General features: G+C 72.9%; 15 protein-coding genes. 12 read left to right on the top strand and 3 right to left on the bottom strand.

The annotated features are described in order from the left end of the window. Window positions 1–55 precede the first annotated feature (55 nt). The 5 genes from OG899_RS05060 to OG899_RS05080 all read left to right on the top strand — a co-directional run bounded on the left by OG899_RS05060 (window position 56) and on the right by OG899_RS05080 (window position 6,359). Window positions 56–1,255 (top strand): acyl-CoA dehydrogenase family protein, encoded by a 1,200-nt coding sequence (locus tag OG899_RS05060; RefSeq protein ID WP_189427882.1) that lies wholly within the window; start codon window positions 56–58, stop codon window positions 1,253–1,255. Window positions 1,256–1,577: 322 nt separating this feature from the next. After that, window positions 1,578–3,308, top strand: a complete 1,731-nt coding sequence (locus tag OG899_RS05065; RefSeq protein WP_406310923.1) for an FG-GAP repeat domain-containing protein — start codon at window positions 1,578–1,580, stop codon at window positions 3,306–3,308. Window positions 3,309–3,541: 233 nt separating this feature from the next. Beyond that, window positions 3,542–4,912: a DUF692 domain-containing protein gene (locus OG899_RS05070; protein ID WP_356847293.1), complete on the top strand. Its 1,371-nt coding sequence runs from the start codon at window positions 3,542–3,544 to the stop codon at window positions 4,910–4,912. Window positions 4,913–5,099: 187 nt separating this feature from the next. Then, window positions 5,100–5,399, top strand: a complete 300-nt coding sequence (locus OG899_RS05075) for a hypothetical protein (protein WP_125495888.1) — start codon at window positions 5,100–5,102, stop codon at window positions 5,397–5,399. A gap of 168 nt (window positions 5,400–5,567) precedes the next feature. Next, complete coding sequence (locus tag OG899_RS05080; protein ID WP_356847319.1) at window positions 5,568–6,359, top strand: TIGR04222 domain-containing membrane protein; 792 nt, start codon at window positions 5,568–5,570, stop codon at window positions 6,357–6,359. Window positions 6,360–6,465: 106 nt separating this feature from the next. Here the strand turns inward: OG899_RS05080 and hemQ are convergent, their stop codons facing one another. Together hemQ and hemG are read right to left on the bottom strand one after the other, a co-directional pair. After that, the gene (gene hemQ / locus OG899_RS05085; protein WP_125495886.1) at window positions 6,466–7,197 is read right to left on the bottom strand and encodes a hydrogen peroxide-dependent heme synthase; all 732 of its coding nucleotides are present in this window, start codon (window positions 7,195–7,197) and stop codon (window positions 6,466–6,468) included. Between the two features lie 4 nt (window positions 7,198–7,201). After that, window positions 7,202–8,680, bottom strand: coding sequence for a protoporphyrinogen oxidase (gene hemG / locus OG899_RS05090; protein WP_125495885.1), 1,479 nt, complete (start codon window positions 8,678–8,680; stop codon window positions 7,202–7,204). A gap of 201 nt (window positions 8,681–8,881) precedes the next feature. On the opposite strand from hemG, the gene OG899_RS05095 reads away from it, so the two are divergent. After that, complete coding sequence (locus OG899_RS05095; RefSeq protein ID WP_168130866.1) at window positions 8,882–10,312, top strand: FAD-dependent oxidoreductase; 1,431 nt, start codon at window positions 8,882–8,884, stop codon at window positions 10,310–10,312. 119 nt (window positions 10,313–10,431) lie between these two features. Beyond that, complete coding sequence (locus OG899_RS05100; protein WP_125496011.1) at window positions 10,432–11,259, top strand: rhomboid family intramembrane serine protease; 828 nt, start codon at window positions 10,432–10,434, stop codon at window positions 11,257–11,259. Between the two features lie 40 nt (window positions 11,260–11,299). Here the strand turns inward: OG899_RS05100 and hemE are convergent, their stop codons facing one another. Next, window positions 11,300–12,370 carry a uroporphyrinogen decarboxylase gene (gene hemE, locus OG899_RS05105; protein ID WP_125495883.1) on the bottom strand — a complete coding sequence of 357 codons (1,071 nt, stop codon included), beginning with the start codon at window positions 12,368–12,370 and terminating at the stop codon, window positions 11,300–11,302. Between the two features lie 124 nt (window positions 12,371–12,494). Between hemE and OG899_RS05110 the strand changes: the two genes are divergently transcribed. The 5 genes from OG899_RS05110 to OG899_RS05130 all read left to right on the top strand — a co-directional run bounded on the left by OG899_RS05110 (window position 12,495) and on the right by OG899_RS05130 (window position 19,760). Next, on the top strand, window positions 12,495–13,181 hold the full coding sequence (locus tag OG899_RS05110; RefSeq protein ID WP_125495882.1) for a DUF3000 domain-containing protein: 687 nt from the start codon (window positions 12,495–12,497) through the stop codon (window positions 13,179–13,181). 691 nt (window positions 13,182–13,872) lie between these two features. Then, window positions 13,873–14,529 (top strand): response regulator transcription factor, encoded by a 657-nt coding sequence (locus OG899_RS05115; RefSeq protein WP_125500868.1) that lies wholly within the window; start codon window positions 13,873–13,875, stop codon window positions 14,527–14,529. A 305-nt stretch (window positions 14,530–14,834) separates the two neighbouring features. Beyond that, window positions 14,835–16,124 carry a ribonuclease D gene (locus OG899_RS05120; RefSeq protein WP_168130864.1) on the top strand — a complete coding sequence of 430 codons (1,290 nt, stop codon included), beginning with the start codon at window positions 14,835–14,837 and terminating at the stop codon, window positions 16,122–16,124. A gap of 292 nt (window positions 16,125–16,416) precedes the next feature. After that, on the top strand, window positions 16,417–17,634 hold the full coding sequence (locus OG899_RS05125; protein ID WP_125499692.1) for an acetyl-CoA C-acyltransferase: 1,218 nt from the start codon (window positions 16,417–16,419) through the stop codon (window positions 17,632–17,634). Continuing rightward, the gene (locus tag OG899_RS05130; RefSeq protein WP_168130863.1) at window positions 17,631–19,760 is read left to right on the top strand and encodes a 3-hydroxyacyl-CoA dehydrogenase NAD-binding domain-containing protein; all 2,130 of its coding nucleotides are present in this window, start codon (window positions 17,631–17,633) and stop codon (window positions 19,758–19,760) included. Before OG899_RS05125 ends, OG899_RS05130 begins: the two co-directional genes overlap by 4 nt. Window positions 19,761–19,789: the final 29 nt, after the last annotated feature.

Here is a 19,789-nt window from a genome sequence, read left to right on the forward strand (position 1 = left end):
CTGTCGCGGATGTGTCAGGCGTCCGCACGAAAGCGCAGTCTCTGGGGGAGGACTGGTGCAGGGGTACTTCACCGAGCCACGGCACGACGCACTGCGTCAGGAGGTACGGGAGTTCGCCGAACGTGAGGTGCGGCCCCGGATACCGGAGATGGAAGCCGGCCGGCGCGTGGAGATCGACCTGGTCCGCCGGATCGCCGAGCGGGGCTGGATCGGGGTGACCGTGGACCCGGCCTACGGCGGCATGGGCGCCGGTCACGTCGCCAGGACCGTGATCATCGAGGAGATCTCACGGGTCAGCGGCGCGATGGGCGCCGCGGTGCAGGCTTCCATACTGGGCGTGGCCAAGATCATTCACTTCGGCAGCGAGGCCCAGCGCAAGACCTGGCTGCCGCGGATCGCGTCGGGGGAATGCCTGCCGACGATCGCGACCACGGAGGAACAGTCGGGTGGCCATATCCTCGGGATGTCCACCACCGCGGTACGTGACGGAGACGACTACGTCCTCAACGGCCACAAAGTGTACGTGGGGAACTCGCATATCGGCGACGTCCATGGAGTGGTGGCCCGAACCGGCACAGGGCGCAAGGACCTGTCGGCATTCCTGGTGGAGAGGGACCGACCCGGACTGACGCTCGCCGAACACAAAACCGCGATGGGCCTGCACGGATTCAGCTTCGGGAAGCTGCTGTTCCGGAATTGCCGGGTGCCTGCTGAGAATCTTGTGGGCTGCGAGGGAGACGGTCTCCGAGTGGCCCACTCGTCGAGCGTGCTCTACGGAAGGCCGAATCTGACGGCGGTGGCACTCGGCATTCACAAAGCGGTGGTCGAGGAAGCCGTCACCCTGTGCAAAGAACGGCGGCGGTACGGGAAACCGCTCGGCGAACTGCACAACATCAAGCTCAAACTCGGCGAGATGAAACACCGGCTCATGACGGCCGAGCTCACCGCTTACCATGCGGCGCATCTTCTGGACCAGGGTGCGAAGTGTGACGCGGAGCTGTACAACGCCAAGTACTTCAACGTGGAAGCGGCTGTCCAGTCGGCCCGGGACTGCCTCAACCTGCATGCCGCGTCCGGGCTGTTCACCGATCGCCCTGTTGAGCGTTACCTCCGGGACGCGTTCCACATCTACCCGCCTGCGGGCACGGGCGAGGTGCAGTTGCTGCGCCTGGCCCAGCTCGCCCTGGGCACCTACCGGGGGCAATGGTCGGAGAGGCTGGCCGACAAGGTGAGTCTCCAGGCACAGCGCAACTAGAGCGCTCGGCACGTGCGAGCCGCGGGCGGCAGTGACGTCCGCGGCTCGCACGTGTCCGTGTCGGGCGGCAGGTCCGGAGGTGACGGTGGCCCGCGGGAGGAGGACGCGGGCAAGGCTCACAGCGGACCCCTGACCCGCCCCGGCCCGCGAACGGACCCTCTGCAGAAGGTAGTTGAGTCCACGGCACGGACACCCTCCTGTCTCGCGGATCACATGCACACCTGTGTACACAAATTCCTCACAGGTGTCATACAATCCGATCACTCACGGGCGGCTGAAACGTCGTCAGCTCGCCCGTACTCACCATGAACAGGGGGGCCCAATGGTCAACATGCGCATGCCCAGATCGGCGCGTCGTCCGCGTCTGCTCGGCTGCACCGCCCTCGCGGTGGCCGCGGGCATGTTGCTCAGCACCCCGGCGGTCGCCGCCGACGCTCCGGTATCCCGGGTGGAGGTGCCGAAGCGTTCGGCCTCCGCCCTGCCCCAGCTCGACCTGCCGACGCCGTCCGCGCCCCGGGTGCGCAACGCGATCAAGGCCGGCAACGCCGCCGACCCGGACTTCGACGCCGACGGCGACGGCACCAGCGACATCCTTCTGCGCGGCTGGGACGGTTACACCTACGCCTGGCTCAGCAGCACCGGCGAGCTCAGCGACTACACGATCGACGGCGACTACGCCGATCCGATGCCCAAGGACATCCTCACCCCGGGCAACCTGGACGCCACCCCGGAGCCGGAGGTCCTGACCCTGACCCCGACGGGCACCCTGTCGATGTACCACAGCAACGGGTCGTACGGCACCGGGGTGCGCGTCTGGCACGGCACCGGCTGGCAGATGTTCAACAAGGTCATCACGCCCGGCGACGTGACCGGCGACGGCAGGCCGGACCTGCTGGCCCGCACCTACGACGGCGAGCTGTACCTGTACGAGGGGACGGGCAACGACTCGAGCCCGTTCCGCGCACGGGTCCTGGTCGGCGGCGGCTGGTCGATGTTCGACCAGCTGGTCGGCATGGGCGACATGAACGGCGACGGCATCGGCGACGTCGTCGGCCGCACTCCCGCCGGCGACCTGTACTTCTACGCGGGCCAGGGCAGCACCTCCGCCCCGCTGGCGGGCCGGGTCAAGATCGGCAGCGGCTGGGACACCTACAACCAGATCGTCGCGGCCCACGACGCGGACGGCGATGGCCTGGCCGACCTGCTCGGCCGCACCGCGTCCGGTGACCTGTACTACTACCGGGCCAACGGGTCGGGGAACTTCTACGCCCGGCAGCTGAGCGGCACGGGCTTCGAGTTCGTCGACCTGTTCGCGGGCAGCGGCGCCGTCCCGCGGTTCGGCAAGGACTCGCTGTACGGCCGGGACTCCAAGGGCACGCTGTACTGGTACGGCGCGATGAACAACGGCCAGTTCACACCGCGCGAGCAGGCCAGCGCCACCGGCGGCTTCGCCGGTGCCGACCTGGCTCTCGCCTCCTCCCTGGACACCGACACCTACGCCGATCTGATCGAGCGGTACAACGGGGTTCTGTACAACTCCGCCACGGGTCTGTCCATGGCGAGCGGCTGGAGCAAGTACACCCTGTTCCTCGGCCCGGGCGACCTGAACGGTGACGGCAAGGGCGACCTCCTCGCCCGCGACGGCTCCGGCTACCTGTACCTGGTACCGGGCAAGGGCGACGGCCAGTCCCTCGGCTCGCCCATCAAGATCGGCGGCGGCTGGAACGCCTACGACATGCTGGTCGGCGCGGGTGACTTCAGTGGTGACGGACGCACCGACATCGTCGCCCGCACCCCGTCCGGCACGCTCTACCTGTACCGCGGCACCGGCAACGCCTCGGCGCCGTTCGCCGCCAAGGTGGAGATCGGCAAGGGCTGGCAGCAGTACCGCACCATGGCCTCGCCCGGCGACCTGGACGGCGACAACCGCGCCGACCTGGTCGCGGCCGACTCCAGCGGTGTGCTGTGGCGCTACTCGTCCTACTCCAGCGGGCAGTTCAAGGCCCGCGTGAAGCTGGGCGGCGGCTGGAACACGTACACCGACCTGTACTGAGCCACCCGGCGCAGCACGAGCACAGGGGCCCCGTCCGGCGTTCGCACGCCGGACGGGGCCTTCGCCGTGCCGCTCCACCGTCCACGGCGCACGGGACGGCCCCGAACCTCAGATGTTGCTCTGAGGACGCGCCCCGCGTGGTTCCCCGGCCGGCGCCCGGGACATCACCCCGGTACCGCGGGCCCGCTGCGGGTCCGCGCTCGGCCATGGGGGCGTGAGAGGCGAGGTCACGAATGCAGCGGCTGGGGACGGGGATCGGCTGGCGGCCGGAGATCGCGGACGCGGTGGAGCGCATGCCCGGCGTGGACTGGGTGGAGGTCGTGGCCGAGAACGTGTGTGCGGTGCATCTGCCCGGTTCGCTGCGACGGCTGCGCGAGCGCGGGGTGACCGTCGTCCCGCACGGGGTCTCGCTCGGGCTGGGCGGCGCCGAGCGGCCCGATGCCGGTCGGCTGCGTGCCCTCGCCGAACGGGCCGAGGCCCTCGGAGCGCCACTGGTGACCGAGCACATCGCGTTCGTGCGGGCGGGCGGACCGCTCACCGCCTCCGGGCCCCTGGAGGCCGGCCATCTGCTGCCCGTGCCGCGCACCCGCGACAGCCTCGACGTGCTGTGCGAGAACGTCCGGATCGCGCAGGACGCGCTGCCGGTGCCGCTCGCCGTGGAGAACATCGCCGCCCTGCTGTCGTGGCCGGGCGAGGAGATGACCGAGGGACAGTTCCTGTACGAACTGGCCGACCGCACCGGGGTGCGGCTGCTGATCGACGTCGCCAACCTGCACACCAACCACGTCAACCAGGGCGAGGACCCCGCCGCGGCCCTGGACGCGCTGCCCCTGGAGGCGATCGCCTACGTCCATGTGGCGGGCGGGGTCGAACGGGACGGCGTCTGGCACGACAGCCACGCCCACCCGGTGCCGCGCCCGGTCCTCGACCTCCTCACCGAGCTGGCCTCCCGCATCAGCCCGCCCGGTGTGCTGCTGGAACGCGACGACAACTTCCCGGACCCCGCCGAGCTGGAGGGCGAGCTGTCGGCCGTCCGGGACGCGGTGCGCCGGGGCGCTGCGGTCGGCGCCGGCCACGGGGGCGTCGCGCATCGCGCGGTGTGCGCCCCGCGAGGCAGCCCCGGCCGACAGGAGGACGCCGCGTCGGGCGGCGGCCGTCCGGGGGCACGGCAGCCCGGCCCGGACACGCGTGGTGCCCGGGAGCGGCTCGCGCTCGGCCAGACCGCGCTGCTGTCGGCGCTGGTCGCCGGTACGCCCGCACCGGAGGGCTTCGACCGGGTACGGCTGGGGGTGCAGGCGCGGGCCCTGGCCGGCAAGCGGGCGGCCACCGTGGCCAAGGTGGCGCCGGAACTGCCGGTCGTCCTGGGGAGCGGGTACCGAGCGACGTTCCTCGCGTACGCCCGGGAGCATCCGATGCGGGGCGGCTACCGCCGTGACGCCATGGAGTTCGTGGAGTGGCTGCTCGACGAGGGACTGCCGCGGGACGCGGTCTGCCGCCGGGAGCTGCGCGCGTGGTGGCGGGAACGGTCGGGGCCCGCACCGAGGCGTCCAGGACCGGCGGCCCGGGCGGCCCGCGCGGCCCGGCGGGTCCTGCTGCGGCGCTGAGCCGCCGACGTCCCGAAGCCCCGACGCCCGGCAGGCATCCCACGAGGCGGCCGGCTCGCCGCCGAGGCGATCATCCGAACGGACTGCGCAGGTCCTGAAGCGTGCTCGAGACGTCAGAACCGGGCACGGTGCGACGTGATCGGTGCATCCACCGCATGTGGTGCGGACGGGAGGCCACGCTCGGCCCATGCGGTACTTCACTCTGACGGCGAAGCGGACGAGCGGCGACACGGCAGACGTCGAGGCGGCTCTGCGCCGGGCCTGGAACGCCTGCGCGGAAACTCCGTGCCCCAAGTGCGGGGTTCAGGCCTGGCAGTACTGCCGGGACCGCACCCGGGGCGCCTGGTACGTGACCCGTTTCCACCGGCCGCGGCAGGATGCGGCAGGCGTGCCGGACATTCTCCCGCCGGTCGGGATCCACGGGCTCAGCTGGGCCAAGGGCAAGGGCACCTTCCCCTGGGACGACAGGCGCGTACCGACCGTGTGACCGGCCGGCGGACGTTCGCAGCCGGCTCGGGCACGGCAGGCCGACGGTGCCCGGAGCCGGTCACCTCGCCGGGGTCCGCCGGGGACGGCCGACGCGTTTTCCGGCCGAGCCCGTCCGGGATGTGGAAAAGGCATGGCACGCCAGGCGCAGCAGTCATACAAACACACCATGCTGTGGGTGCTTCTGCTGCTGTCGGCTTGGGGCGTCGCCGGTGCGGCATGCGCGGGACTGTGCCTGGCCGCCGTCCGTGCGGCCGCGGAGGAGACGGGCGGCCCGGCGGCCGCGGCCGCGCGGATACGCGAACTGACGCTGTACGAGGCGGCGTTCCTGTCCGGGGGCCCGGTCCGGGTCGTGGACGTGACCCTGCTGGCCATGGCGCGTCAGCGTCGGCTGCTGCTGGCGTACACCGGCTGGGCCACGGTCGTCGATCCACGCGGCCGGGACGAGATGGAGCGGTCGGTGATCGGGGCGATCGGCCCCGGGGGACAGTCCCGGATCGCCCCGCTCAGGGCGGCCGCGGCCGCCGCGGACGCGGTGCGCGGCCTCGCCGACCGTCTGGTCCGTGCGGGCCTGGCCGTGCCCGAGGGCACGGTGTCGGCCCTCGCGGCGGGGATCCGCCGGGTACGGATCGCAGCCGGGGCGGTCGCCGTGCTCGGCGCAGCCGCCGTGCTGCTGCCGGGACCGACCGGGCTGTCGCGCCCGGTGATCGCCCTGTGGTTCGCGCTGCCGTTGACGCTGGCCCTGAGCTGTCTGGTGATCGCCCGTATCGAGGCGCCCCCGTACCGGCACCGGGCGTCGCGGGCCGGCCTGGCGCTGCTGAGCACGCTGTCCCGGCAGGCGAAGGACGCCGGGGACGAGCGGTCGTACCTGGCCCGGGTCGCGGTGCGCGGCATCCGTGCCATCGGCGAGCCGGAGCTGCGGGCGGCGTTCACCCACCGCGACCAGCCCTGGCGCGAGTGACCGGCCGACGCCCGCGCCGGAGCGAGGCACCGGTACGGGCGGCCTCGGGGTACGGGCCGCCCTGGGGCGCGGGCGCGGCCCGTGCGCCCTCGCCCCGGGACCCGGCTCAGGCCAGGGAGGCGACCAGCTCGGCGATGTCCTTGCGCCGCCCGGTGAAGAACGGCACCTCCTCGCGCACGTGCCGACGGGCCTCCGAACCGCGCAGGTGACGCATGAGGTCCACGATGCGGTGCAGCTCGTCCGCCTCGAAGGCGAGGATCCACTCGTAGTCGCCCAGGGAGAACGACGCGACGGTGTTGGCGCGCACGTCCGGGAAGCCACGGGCCATCTTGCCGTGGTCGGCGAGCATGCGGCGGCGGTCCTCGTCGGGCAGCAGGTACCAGTCGTAGGAGCGCACGAACGGGTAGACGCTCACATAGGCGCGGGGCGTCTCGTCGGCGAGGAACGCCGGGATGTGCGAGCGGTTGAACTCGGCGGGGCGGTGCAGCGCCATGTTCGACCACACCGGCTGAAGCGCGCGGCCCAGCCGGGTGCGGCGGAAGAGGTTGTACGCCTCCTGCAGCTGGTCGCTGGACCCGGAGTGCCACCAGATCATGAGGTCGGCGTCGGCGCGCATGCCGGAGATGTCGTAGGTGCCGCGGACGGTGACGTCCTTGGCGGCGAGCTGGTCGAACAGCTCCTTGACCTCGTCGGCGTAGCCCGCCCGGTCCTCGGGCAGCACGTCCTTCAGCTTGAAGACGGACCACAGCGTGTAGCGGATGACCTCGTTGAGGTCCTTGGCCAGCTTGCCCTTGTTGGGGACCCTGCCGGACTCGGTGGTGGGGGCGTCGTCACTCATGGAACTATTCTCCCGCTCCGCCGTGCAGGCTCTGCACCGGGTGGGCGGTGAGCTGCTGCACAGCACGCAGGTCACCGCCGAGCTGATCCACCGCCGCGTACGCACTGGCGATGCAGGCCGGGACGCCCACTCCGTCGTAGGCCGCGCCGCACACGGCCAGGCCCGGCAGCTCGGCGACGTGCTCCCGGACGCGGGCTACGCGTGCCCGGTGGCCGACGGGATACTGCGGCAGGCCGTCGCTCCAGCGGGTCACGCGGGTCTGCAGGGGCGCGGCGTCCAGGCCGGTGGCCTCGCGCAGGTCGTGCCGGGACAGCTCCACCAGCTCGGCGTCCTCCCGGCCGAGGATCTCCGTCTCGCCGTACCGGCCGACGGAGGTGCGCACCACGACGACGTCCGGGTCCTCGTCGGCGATCCAGCCCCACTTGTGGGAGGCGAAGGTGGCCGCCTTGATGGTGCGCCCGTCGACGGGCGGCACGAGGAAGCCGCTGCCCGCGGGGAGCGCGGCGGCGTCGGCGCGGCGGTAGGCGAGGGTGATCAGGGCCATGGAGGCGTACTCGATCTGCCGCAGCTCGGCCGCCGCGCCGGGCGACGCGGCGGCCAGCAGGGCGGCGGCGGCCGGGGCCGGCGTGGCGACGACCACGGCGTCCGCGTGCCACGCCCGGTCTCCGGCGACGATCCGCCAGGTCTCCCCCGTGTCCCCTGCCTCCCGGCGCAGCTCGGTCACCGGCGTACCGGTGAGGATCTCCCCGCCGCGCGCCCGCACCGCGTCGGCCACCGCGAGCGGCAGCCGGCCGACACCGCCCTCGATGCCCATGAAGACCGGGCCGGAGGGCGGCGTCGCGGCCGAGCCGGCCTGCAGGGAGCGGACCGCCTCGGTGAGCGAGTCGTGCCGCCGGGCCGCCTCGAAGAGCTGCGGGACCGCCGAGCGCATCGAGATGCGGTAGGCGTCGCCGGCGTACACGCCGCCGAGCAGCGGCTCCACCAGGCGGTCGACGACCTCGCGGCCGAGGCGCTCGGCCACGTAGGCGCCGATCGCCACGTCGTCGCCGACCTCGGTGCGCGGCAGGGCGCCCTCCCGCTCGATGCGTTCCAGGCCCTCGTCGGAGATCACCCCGGCCACCGCGGAGGCGGTCCCGGGCACGCCCATGACATGGCCCTTGGGCATGGGCCGCAGGGCGCCGCGGGTCCAGATCGACGCGCCGGCCGTGGCGGGCGGCTGGAGCCGGTCCTCGAGGCCGGCCTCGCGTGCCAGGCCGACGGCCTCGGGGCGGCGGGCCAGCAGGGACTCGGCGCCCAGGTCGACCCGTACGCCCGCGATCTCGCCGGGCAGCAGCTTGCCGCCGACCCGGTCCCCGGCCTCCAGCACGGTCACCCGTGCCCCGCGCTGCAGCAGCCGGTGCGCGGCCGCCAGCCCCGCGATCCCTGCTCCGATGACCACGACCCGCGCCGGGGCCGTGCCCGTCTCCGTACCCGTTCCGCTCATGTCCCCCACTCTCTCAGACGCCTCTGACACGGCGAGGAGGCATGTGCCCCACTGCCAGGTCGCTGTGGCCGGCCGTGGTGGCCGACCACACAGCCGAGCGCCCGCACCCGCGGGGGGCCGGTCGCCGTCCCGCCGGACACGGAGAGCAACGAAATCCGCAAGAGGGGAGCCTTCTGCCCGCCGGGCCCCTAGCGTGTGCACATGGACATCGGCGGTGCGGGAGGCGGGCGCGGCACACGGACCGCGCGGGAACGGCTGGTCGTGATCGGCGGTGACGCCGCGGGCATGTCGGCGGCGTCGCAGGCACGCCGGATGCGCGGGCCGGACGAGCTGGAGATCGTGGCGTTCGAACGCGGCGACTTCACCTCGTACTCGGCGTGCGGCATCCCCTACTGGATCGGCGGCGACGTGCCCGACCGGGACGCGCTGATCGCCCGCACCCCCGAGGAGCACCGGTCCCGCGGCATCGACGTGCGGATGCGCACCGAGGTGACGGAGATCGACGTGGCGGCGGGCCGGGTCCGCGCGCGGGACCTGGACTCCGGCAGGGAGACCTGGACGTCGTACGACAAACTCGTGATCGCGACCGGGGCGCGGCCGGTGTGCCCGGACATGCCCGGTTCCGGTGCGCCGGGCGTGCACGGGGTGCAGACCCTCGGCGACGGCGAGCTGCTGCTCGGCAGCCTGGCCGCCGCCGACGGCGGGCGCGACGGCCGGCGGGCGGTGGTGGTCGGCGCGGGTTACATCGGCGTCGAGATGGCGGAGGCGCTGATCAAACGCGGCTACGAGGTGACGGTCGTCAACCGGGGCGCGGAGCCCATGGCGACCCTCGACCCCGACATGGGACGCCTGGTGCGCGAGGGCATGGAGGGGCTCGGCATCACCGTGGTGGGCGGCGCGGAGGTGACGAAGGTGCTCACCGGTGACGACGGCCGGGTCCGTGCGGTGGCCACCGACGACGCCGAGTACCCGGCGGACGTGGTGGTGCTGGGCATCGGGGTGCGCCCGGAGACCACGCTGGCGCGGGCGGCCGGGCTGCCGCTCGGCGCGTACGGCGGTCTGCTCACCGACCGGGCGATGCGGGTGCGCGGCCAGGAGAACATCTGGGCGGGCGGGGACTGCGTGGAGGTCCTCGACCTGGTGTCCGGGCAGCAGCGGTACGTGCCGCTCGGCACCCACGCCAACAAGCACGGCCAGGTCATCGGCACCAACGCCGGCGGTGGCTACGCCACCTTCCCCGGGGTGGTGGGCACCGCGGTGAGCAAGGTGTGCGATCTGGAGATCGCGCGCACCGGCCTGCGGGAGAAGGACGCCCGCCGTGTGGGCCTGCGGTTCGAGACGGTGGTCGTGGAGTCGACCAGCCGGGCCGGCTACTACCCGGGGGCCTCCCCCATGACGGTGAAGATGCTCGCCGAGCGCCGCACCGGGCGGCTGCTGGGGGTGCAGATCGTGGGCCGGGAGGGCGCGGCGAAACGCGTCGACGTCGCCGCGGTCGCACTCACCGCCGGGCTGACCGTGGAGCAGATGACGGCCCTGGACCTGGGCTACGCGCCGCCGTTCTCGCCGGTGTGGGACCCGGTGCTGGTGGCGGCCCGGAAGGCCGCCGCGAAGGTCCGCGCCGGCACGCCCTGATCCGGCGCCCGTCGCATCGGCGCCCCCGGATCCGCCGGTCGGCCGTTGACGAGCGGAGGCGACCGCCGGACGGCGGCGTGCCCGGATTCACCGGGCGCATCGGGGGCAGTACTCCCTTCGTGGTCATCCCCGTTCATGACGTCAACCCGGTCCGGCGCACCCCGTGGGTGACGTATGCGCTGATCGTCGCGAACATCGTGGTGTTCCTGTCCACGCCCGGCATCGCCACCTCCGTCACGGGCAGCGGCTCGCTGGCCCAGCTGTGCGATCTGGAGGCGTTCACCCACCACTGGGCACTGATCCCGCGGGAGCTGATCGGTCACCGCATGCCGTCGCTGGTGCCGACGGGCGCGGTGGGCGTCGGCCTGCACGGTCCGGGCTGCGTGCTGGCCCCGCCCCCGTACGACAAGTCGGCCGAGCTGTCGGTGTTCACCGCGATGTTCCTGCACGGCAGCTGGGTGCACCTGCTGGGCAACATGCTGTTCCTGTTCATCTTCGGGAACAACATCGAGGACCGCATGGGACATGTGCGGTTCCTGCTGTTCTATGTGGCGTGCGGGTATGCCGCCGGGTACGGGTACGCGCTGCTCAACGCGGACTCCGGCCAGCCGCTGATCGGCGCGTCGGGTGCGATCGCGGGGGTGCTCGGCGCCTATCTGGTGCTGTATCCGCGGGCCCGGGTCTGGGTGCTCGTGCCGTTCCTGATCTTCCTGCCGCTGCGGCTGCCGGCCTGGCTGGTGCTGGGTTTCTGGTTCGTGCTGCAGGCGTTCTACTCCGCCGGGCAGGGTGTCGCCCAGGCGGGCACGGTGGCGTACGCGGCGCATGTCGTCGGCTTCGTCGCCGGCCTGCTCATCGCCCTGCCGCTGCGGCCCGGGACCCCGCCCCCGCCCGAACCGCGCGGTCTGCTGGTCGGACGGCGGGCCCGGCCGCACTGGTCGGGCTGGTGACCGCGGGGCCGGGCGGCGGCGGGCCGCCCGGCCCCGAGCGTCAGCGGGCGGTCTGCGTGTGCACGTACTCCACGAGCCGGGTCAGGACGTCGGGGTCGGTGGACGGCATCACACCGTGGCCGAGGTTGAAGACGTGGCCCTCCAGGTGCGCGGCGGCGTCCAGCACCTCGCGGGTCTTCTCCTCGACGGCCCGGCGGGGCGCGAAGAGCACGGCCGGGTCGAGGTTGCCCTGCAGCGCCTTGCCGGGGCCGACGCGGCGGGCGGCCTCGTCCAGCGGGACGCGCCAGTCGACGCCGACGACGTCCGCACCGGCCTCGCCCATCAGGCCCAGCAGCTCGCCGGTGCCGACGCCGAAGTGGATGCGCGGCACGCCGTAGTCGGCGACGGCCTGGAACACCTTCGCGGAGGCCGGCAGCACCGAGCGGCGGTAGTCGGCCGGGGAGAGCGCACCGGCCCAGGAGTCGAAGAGCTGCACGGCGCCGGCGCCCGCCTCGATCTGCACCTTCAGGAAGGCGGCCGTGATGTCGGCGAGACGGTCCAGCAGGTCGGCCCACAGCTGCGGGTCGCCGTACATCATCGCCTTGGCGTTCTCGTACGTCCGGGACGGGCCGCCCTCGACCAGGTAGCTCGCCAGGGTGAACGGCGCCCCGGCGAAGCCGATGAGCGGGGTGGCGCCCAGCTCGCGGGTGATCAGGCCGACCGCCTCGGTGACGTAGGGGACGTCCTCGGGGGTCAGGTCGCGCAGCCGGGCCAGGTCCTCGCGGGTGCGGAACGGGCGCTCGACGACCGGGCCGACGCCGGGCTTGATGTCCAGCTCGACGCCGATGGCCTTCAGCGGAACGACGATGTCGCTGTAGTAGATCGCGGCGTCCACGCCGTGCCGGCGCACCGGCTGCAGGGTGATCTCGGTGACCAGGTCCGGGCGCCGGCAGGACTCCAGCATCGGGATGCCCTCGCGCACCTTGCGGTACTCCGGCAGGGAACGCCCGGCCTGCCGCATGAACCACACCGGGGTGTGGGGCACCGGTTCGCGCCTGCACGCCTTGAGGAAGGCGGAGTCGTGGACGGCGGTCGGCGGCTGGTGACGGGCGGGCGTGTCGTTGGCACTCACGGGACAAGTCTCCCATGGCGCCGGTGACGCCACGGCCGCGGTGCGCGGGCCCCGCGGGCCGGCACCGCCGGCGGCGGGGTGTCTTGCCCTGCACGACGGCCCGGTTCCCCTTAATCTTCCCGGCATGGCTGCGGCTCAGGGACGACTGTCGGACGGCGGTGGCGGAATGGACGACGCGAAGGAGGGGGACGCGCGTGCGAGCAGGACGGATCAGGTGACGGAGCAGACTCCGTTGCCGTTCCGGGCCGCCGTCGAGGCGATGCGCACCGCGCGGCTGCGGCCGCAGGTCGAGATCGAGCAGGTGCCGCCGCCGCAGCGCCTCGCACCCTTCTCGCACGCTCTGGAGGCCACGGTCGTCGACGGCGAGCAGGAACTCGCCGACGGCCGTCTGGTCCTGCTGCACGACCCGGCCGGGCACGACGCCTGGCGCGGCACGTTCCGCCTGGTGACCCTGGTGCGGGCGGAGCTGGAGCCGGAGATGGCGGTCGATCCTCTGCTGCCGGAGGTGTGCTGGTCCTGGCTGACCGGCGCACTGCAGGCGCGCGGCCTGACCTACGGCGAGCCGAGCGGCACCGTCACCCGCGCCAGCTCGCACTACTTCGGCGGTCTTGCGGCACGGCCCTCCGCCTCGCAGATCGAGATCCGCGCCTCCTGGACCCCGCGCGAGGGTCTGGGCGGGGTCCCGGACACCGGGGCCCACCTGGCGTCCTGGTGCGACCTGCTCGCCCAGGTCGCGGGCCTGCCCCCGGCCGGTCCGGGCGACGCGTCCGTGGTGACCCTGCCGCAGCGGCGCGGCCCGCAGCCGCACTGAGACACCCGCGGCGGACACCTGCCCCGGGTCACGCGTGCACCCGCACCCGCCCACCGGGCATCCGCGGCCCGCACACCCCGCAGGTCACACCCTCTCCCCCTGCGCCGCGCTGCCCCGTTCGCCCCTTCGCGGTTCGCCCGCGGCCCCCGTCGGCCTCGCACCCGCCGGTCCGGCCGCCCGCCCGCGCACCCGCGACCGAAACCGGGCCCGGTCTCCCTCTCCGCTTGTCCTGCCGATCCGCCGCACGCAGCACATGTCCCGCTGATCATCCGCGCCGATCGTCCGCGTGCGCCCCGCTGATCCGCCGATCGTCCGCGTGTGCCCCGCTGATCCACCGCGCGGCCGGCCCGGTGCGCTCCCACCCGGAGCCGTCACCCGCGCCGTGCCGCGCCCGAACTGTCCCCCGTCGCCCCGGCCGGAACCCCGTCCGCCCCGCCCCTCTCACCGTCCGCATTCCGTGTCTTTGTCGATACGACCACTTTCTGACATCTATCTGACTCCCAGCGAACTGTTTCAGCCTTCTCGCGATCGAGAGCGTGTCCGATTTGTGCGCATTGGTACTCACTAGATCGTGATCATTCTCTAAAGGACACCGAGTTTGCTGCCGAAGACGAGTGTGACCTTGCAAGCACGGTTCGTTCCGGCTTCATCCCCACAAGCCGGCCCCGTCCCCCCACTTCCAGGAGGCCTGGTGTCCGTTCTCCTCGAGCAGCCCGCAAGCCTGGTCGCCTACCGCCCGAACAAGCCGACCGCCATGGTCGTCGTGGCGGACCCGCGCGTCCGCTCCACCGTCACCCGTCATCTGTGGGCGCTCGGAGTCCGTGACGTCATCGAGGCGTCGTCCGTCGCGGAGGCCCGTCCGCGCATCGCGAACCCGCGGGACATCTGCGTCGCCGACGTCCACCTGCCCGACGGCTCCGGACTCACCCTGCTCTCCGAGACCCGCGCCGCGGGCTGGCCCAACGGCCTGGCCCTGTCCGCCGCCGACGACATCGGCGCCGTCCGCAACGCGCTCGCGGGCGGCGTGAAGGGCTATGTCGTCACCGGTACGCGGACCAACATCGGACTGCCCACCCGGCCGGGCGCCGCACCCATCGGCGCCGCCCGGCTGCACCGCCGCCCGCCGGGGGCCCCGAGCCACCCGGGCGGCTACCGCGAGTTGTCCGGCCGCGAGGTCGAGGTGCTGCGGCTGGTGGCCGAGGGGCAGTCCAACAAGGCGATCGGCGTCTCGATGGGCCTGTCCGCGCTGACCGTCAAGAGCCACCTGGCCCGCATCGCGCGCAAGCTCGGCACCGGCGACCGCGCCGGCATGGTCGCCGTGGCCCTGCGCACCGGCATCATCCACTGATCCACGCCGAGGCACCCCGACCCCGGCTCCCTCCCCGATCCCCGCACACCGGCCCCCGACCGGTGCCCCTCCCGTCACCCGTTGGCACCCCTCGTCCCCCGCCTCCCTCCCTCTTCACCCCGCCGGACCCTCCCCCTCACCCCACCGGCCGCGTCCTGTCCCCCGAGCGCAGCGCCGGCCCGGCCTTCTCCCTGCCCGGTCGTGAACCGGACGTGTCACCGGCCTGACCGGTTCACGACCCCCCGGCGCCTGCCGACGGAACGTTCCCTCGGCAGGCGCCGGCCGGCCGCGGATACTCTTGACATGTGACCGACGCCCGAGAACCCGCAGCAGACAGCTCACTGCGCACCACCGGAGGCGCCCCTCCGGACGATGGCGGAACCTCTGACACCGGGGCGCCGATCCCGTTGCTCGAACCACGCGAGGGCATCCCGCCCGTGATCGCCGACGCCGCGGCGCTCGACCGGGTCGTCGCCGCGTTCGCCGCGGGCTCGGGTCCCGTCGCCGTCGACGCCGAGCGCGCCTCCGGCTACCGCTACGGCCAGCGCGCCTATCTGGTGCAGCTGCGCCGCGAGGGCGCCGGGACCGCGCTGATCGACCCCGTGGCCTGTCCCGATCTGTCCGCCCTCGGGCAGGTGCTGTCGGACGCGGAATGGGTGCTGCACGCCGCCACCCAGGACCTGCCCTGCCTGCGCGAGATAGGCATGGTGCCCACCCGGTTGTTCGACACCGAGCTGGCCGGGCGGCTCGCCGGTTTCCCGCGGGTCGGCCTCGGCGCGATGGTCGAGAACGTGCTCGGCTACGTGCTGGAGAAGGGCCACTCCGCCGTCGACTGGTCCACCCGGCCGCTGCCCGAGCCCTGGCTGCGCTACGCCGCCCTGGACGTGGAGCTCCTCGTCGACCTGCGCAACGCCCTGGAGAAGGAGCTGGACCGGCAGGGCAAGCTCGAGTGGGCCCTGCAGGAGTTCGAGGCCATCGCCACGGCTCCGCCGCCCCCGCCGCGCAAGGACCCCTGGCGACGCACCTCCGGCATGCACAAGGTGCGGCGCCGGCGGCAGCTGGCCGTCGTGCGCGAGCTGTGGGAGACCCGGGACCGCATCGCCCGGCGTCGGGACGTCTCGCCGGGCAAGGTGCTGCCGGACTCCGCGATCGTGGAGGCAGCCCTCGCCCTGCCCGCCAATGTGCACGCGCTGGCCGCACTGAACGGCTTCGGGCACCGCACCGGACGGCGCCAGCTGGAGCAGTGGCAGGCCGCGGTGGACCGGGCCAAGGCACTGCCGGAGTCCGCGCTGCCGCAGCAGGGCCAGCAGGTGACCGGTCCCCCGCCGCCCCGTGCCTGGGCCGACAAGGACCCGGCGGCCGCGGCCCGGCTGGCCGCGGCGCGCGCCGCCGTGACCGCGCTGGCCGAGCGGCTGGCCATGCCGCAGGAGAACCTGGTCGCGCCGGACGCGGTGCGCCGGCTGTGCTGGGAGCCGCCGCGGGTCGTCGACCCGGAGTCCGTGGGGGCCGCGCTCGCCGGATACGGCGCACGGCCGTGGCAGGTGGAGCAGGTGGCGCCCGCGCTGGCGGACGTGCTCCGGGGCGTCGGCGCCTGAGCACCGCGCGACCGCAGAGCCGGAGCGGGTCCCGTTCCGGACCGCACGAGCACCCGGGGCCGACGGCCCCTGAGCGAGGCGCACGTCCCGTCGGACGACCAGCGGGAGGTGCGCCTCGCGGCCGTTCGCGCACCGTCGTCCCGCGTCCAGGTGCCGCCGGACGTGTGTGACGTTCGCCGCTTGGGGCGCGGGGGCTGGGCAGTGACATTACCCACGAGTAGCATGAGGCTGAGCGCGCGCTCAGCGCTGCGCGCCGCAGCAGTGCCACCCCGCACCCTGGAGGAGAGCCATCGTGCCTCGTACCGTCAGGGACGTCGTCTTCGTCGACGGCGTCCGCACCCCGTTCGGCAAGGCGGGCCCGAAGGGCATCTACCACGAGACCCGTGCCGACGATCTCGTCGTGAAGGCGATCCGGGAGCTGCTGCGCCGCAACCCCGGCCTGGACCCGAAGAAGGTCGACGAGGTCGCCATCGCCGCGACCACGCAGACCGGCGACCAGGGCCTGACGATCGGCCGCACGGCCGGCATCCTCGCGGGCCTGCCGAGCTCGGTCCCCGGCTACGCGATCGACCGCATGTGCGCGGGCGCGCTGACCGCCGTGACCACCGTGTCCGCCTCCATCGCCTTCGGCGCGTACGACGTCGCCATCGCGGGCGGTGTCGAGCACATGGGCCGCCACCCGATGGGCGAGGGCGTCGACCCGAACCCGCGGTTCGTGTCCGAGAAGCTGGTCGACGAGTCCGCCCTGTTCATGGGCATGACCGCGGAGAACCTGCACGACCGCTTCCCGCAGATCACCAAGCTGCGCGCCGACGAGTACGCGGTGCGCTCGCAGGAGAAGGCCGCCAAGGCCTACGCCAACGGCAAGATCCAGCAGGACCTGGTGCCGATCGCGGTGCGCCGCACCAACCCGGAGGCCGGCGAGACCGGCTGGGGCCTGGTCACCGCCGACGAGCCGATGCGCCCGGGCACCACCCTGGAGGCCATCGCCAACCTCAAGACGCCGTTCCGGGTGCACGGCCGGGTCACCGCGGCCAACGCGGCCGGCCTGAACGACGGCGCCACCGCGTCGATCGTCGCGAGCGAGGACTTCGCCCGCGAGATGGGCCTGCCGGTCAAGATGCGCCTGGTCTCCTACGCCTTCGCGGGCGTGGAGCCGGAGGTCATGGGCTACGGCCCGATCCCGGCCACGGAGAAGGCGCTGGCCAAGGCCGGTCTGTCCATCTCCGACATCGGCCTGTTCGAGATCAACGAGGCCTTCGCCGTGCAGGTCCTGGCGTTCCTGGACCACTACGGCATCGCCGACGACGACGAGCGCGTCAACCAGTACGGCGGCGCCATCGCCTTCGGCCACCCGCTGGCCTCCTCCGGCGTGCGCCTGATGACGCAGCTGGCCCGCCAGTTCGAGGAGCAGCCGCACGTCCGCTACGGCCTGACCACCATGTGCGTCGGTTTCGGCATGGGCGCGACGGTCATCTGGGAGAACCCGCACTTCGAGGGGGACAAGTGAGCACCACCGCCGAGCTGTTGAAGCAGGCCTCGGACCTGTTCCCGGACGAGGTCGTCACCCAGGCCCACGTACGTCACTTCGACCTGCCGCTGGGCGCCGGCCGCTTCGCGCTGATCACGCTGGACAACGGCCTGGACCACACCAAGCCGACCACCTTCGGCCCGGCCTCGCTGGCGAACCTGGACGCCGCGATCGACCAGGTGGAGAAGGAGGCCGCGGACGGCGAGATCGTCGGCGTCGGCATCACCGGCAAGCCGTTCATCTTCGCGGTCGGCGCCGACCTGAAGGGCGTGGAGCTGCTCAAGGAGCGCGAGCACGCCCTGGCCATCGGCAAGGGCGGCCACGACGTCTTCAAGCGGCTGTCCAAGCTCGCGGTGCCGACCTTCGCGTACTACAACGGCGCGGCCATGGGCGGCGGCGTCGAGGTCGGCCTGCACTGCACCTACCGCACGGTGTCCACGGCCGTGCCCGCCTTCTCGCTGCCCGAGGTGTTCCTCGGCCTGGTCCCCGGCTGGGGCGGCTGCACCCTGCTGCCGAACCTGATCGGCGCCGACAAGGCCGTCACCGTCATCATCGAGAACAGCCTCAACCAGAACCGGCAGCTCAAGGGCAAGCAGGTCCACGAGCTGGGCATCGCCGACGCGATCTTCGAGGGCGCGGACTTCCTGGAGCAGTCGCTGGTGTGGACGGCGTCCGTCCTCAAGGGCGACGTGACCGTCGAGCGTCCGGCCGTCGACCGCGGCGAGGCCTGGGACCAGGCCGTCGAGCGGGGCCGGGCGATCGCCGACTCCAAGGTGCACGGCGCGGCCCCGGCCGCCTACCGGGCCCTGGACATCATCGCCGCCGCCAAGAGCGGTGACCTGCAGGCCGGCTTCGACGCCGAGGACGAGGCCCTGGCGGACCTCATCATGAGCGGCGAGCTGCGCGCCGGTCTGTACGCCTTCAACCTGGTGCAGAAGCGCGGCAAGCGTCCGGTGGGCGCCCCGGACAAGAGCCTGGCCCGTCCGGTCACCAAGGTCGGCGTGGTCGGCGCCGGTCTGATGGCCTCCCAGCTGGCCCTGCTCTTCGTGCGCCGCCTGGAGGTGCCGGTCGTCCTGACCGACATCGACCAGGAGCGCATCGACAAGGGTGTGGCCTACGTCCACAGCGAGATCGACAAGCTGCTCGGCAAGGGCCGCATCGACCAGGACAAGGCCAACCGCCTCAAGGCGCTGGTCACCGGTGTCCTGGACAAGGCGGAGGGCTTCGCGGACGCCGACTTCGTCATCGAGGCCGTCTTCGAGGAGATGGGCGTCAAGCAGCAGGTGTTCGCGGAGGTCGAGGCGGTCGCGCCCGAGCACGCGATCCTCGCCACGAACACCTCCTCGCTGTCCGTGACGGAGATGGCCTCGAAGCTGAAGCACCCCGAGCGGGTCGTCGGCTTCCACTTCTTCAACCCGGTGGCGGTCCTGCCGCTGCTGGAGGTCGTGCGCGGCGAGAAGACGGACGACGCCTCGCTGGCCACCGCGTTCGCCGTCGCCAAGAAGCTGAAGAAGACCGCGGTGCTGGTCAAGGACGCCCCGGCGTTCGTCGTCAACCGCATCCTGACCCGCTTCATGGGCGAGATCCAGAACGTCATCGACGAGGGCACGCCGGTCGAGGTCGCCGAGAAGGCCGTCGAGCCGCTGGGTCTGCCGATGTCCCCGCTGGTGCTGCTGGAGCTGGTCGGCCCGGCGATCGGCCTGCACGTCTCGGAGACCCTGAACAAGGCGTTCCCGGACCGCTTCACCGTCTCCCCGAACCTGAAGGCGGTCGTGGAGGCCGGCAAGCGCGGCTTCTACGTCTACGACAGCGGCAAGCCCGAGCTGGACCCGGAGGTCGCCGCGCTGCTGAAGCAGGGCGACACGGTCCTGACGGAGGACCAGGTCCGCGCCCGCGTCCTGGACGCGGTCGCCCAGGAGATCGGCCTGATGCTGGACGAGGGCGTCGTCGCCGAGCCGCAGGACATCGACCTGTGCCTGATCACCGGCGCCGGCTGGCCCTTCCACCTGGGCGGCATCACGCCGTACCTGGACCGCGAGGGCATCAGCGAGCGGGTCAACGGCAAGCGGTTCCTGCCCGTGGGGGTGGCCTCGGCCCCGGCGTGACGCACGCCGCCGTCCCCGGCTGACGAAGA

It is taken from the genome of Streptomyces thermoviolaceus (genome assembly GCF_045209695.1).
GTDB lineage: Bacteria > Actinomycetota > Actinomycetes > Streptomycetales > Streptomycetaceae > Streptomyces > Streptomyces thermoviolaceus.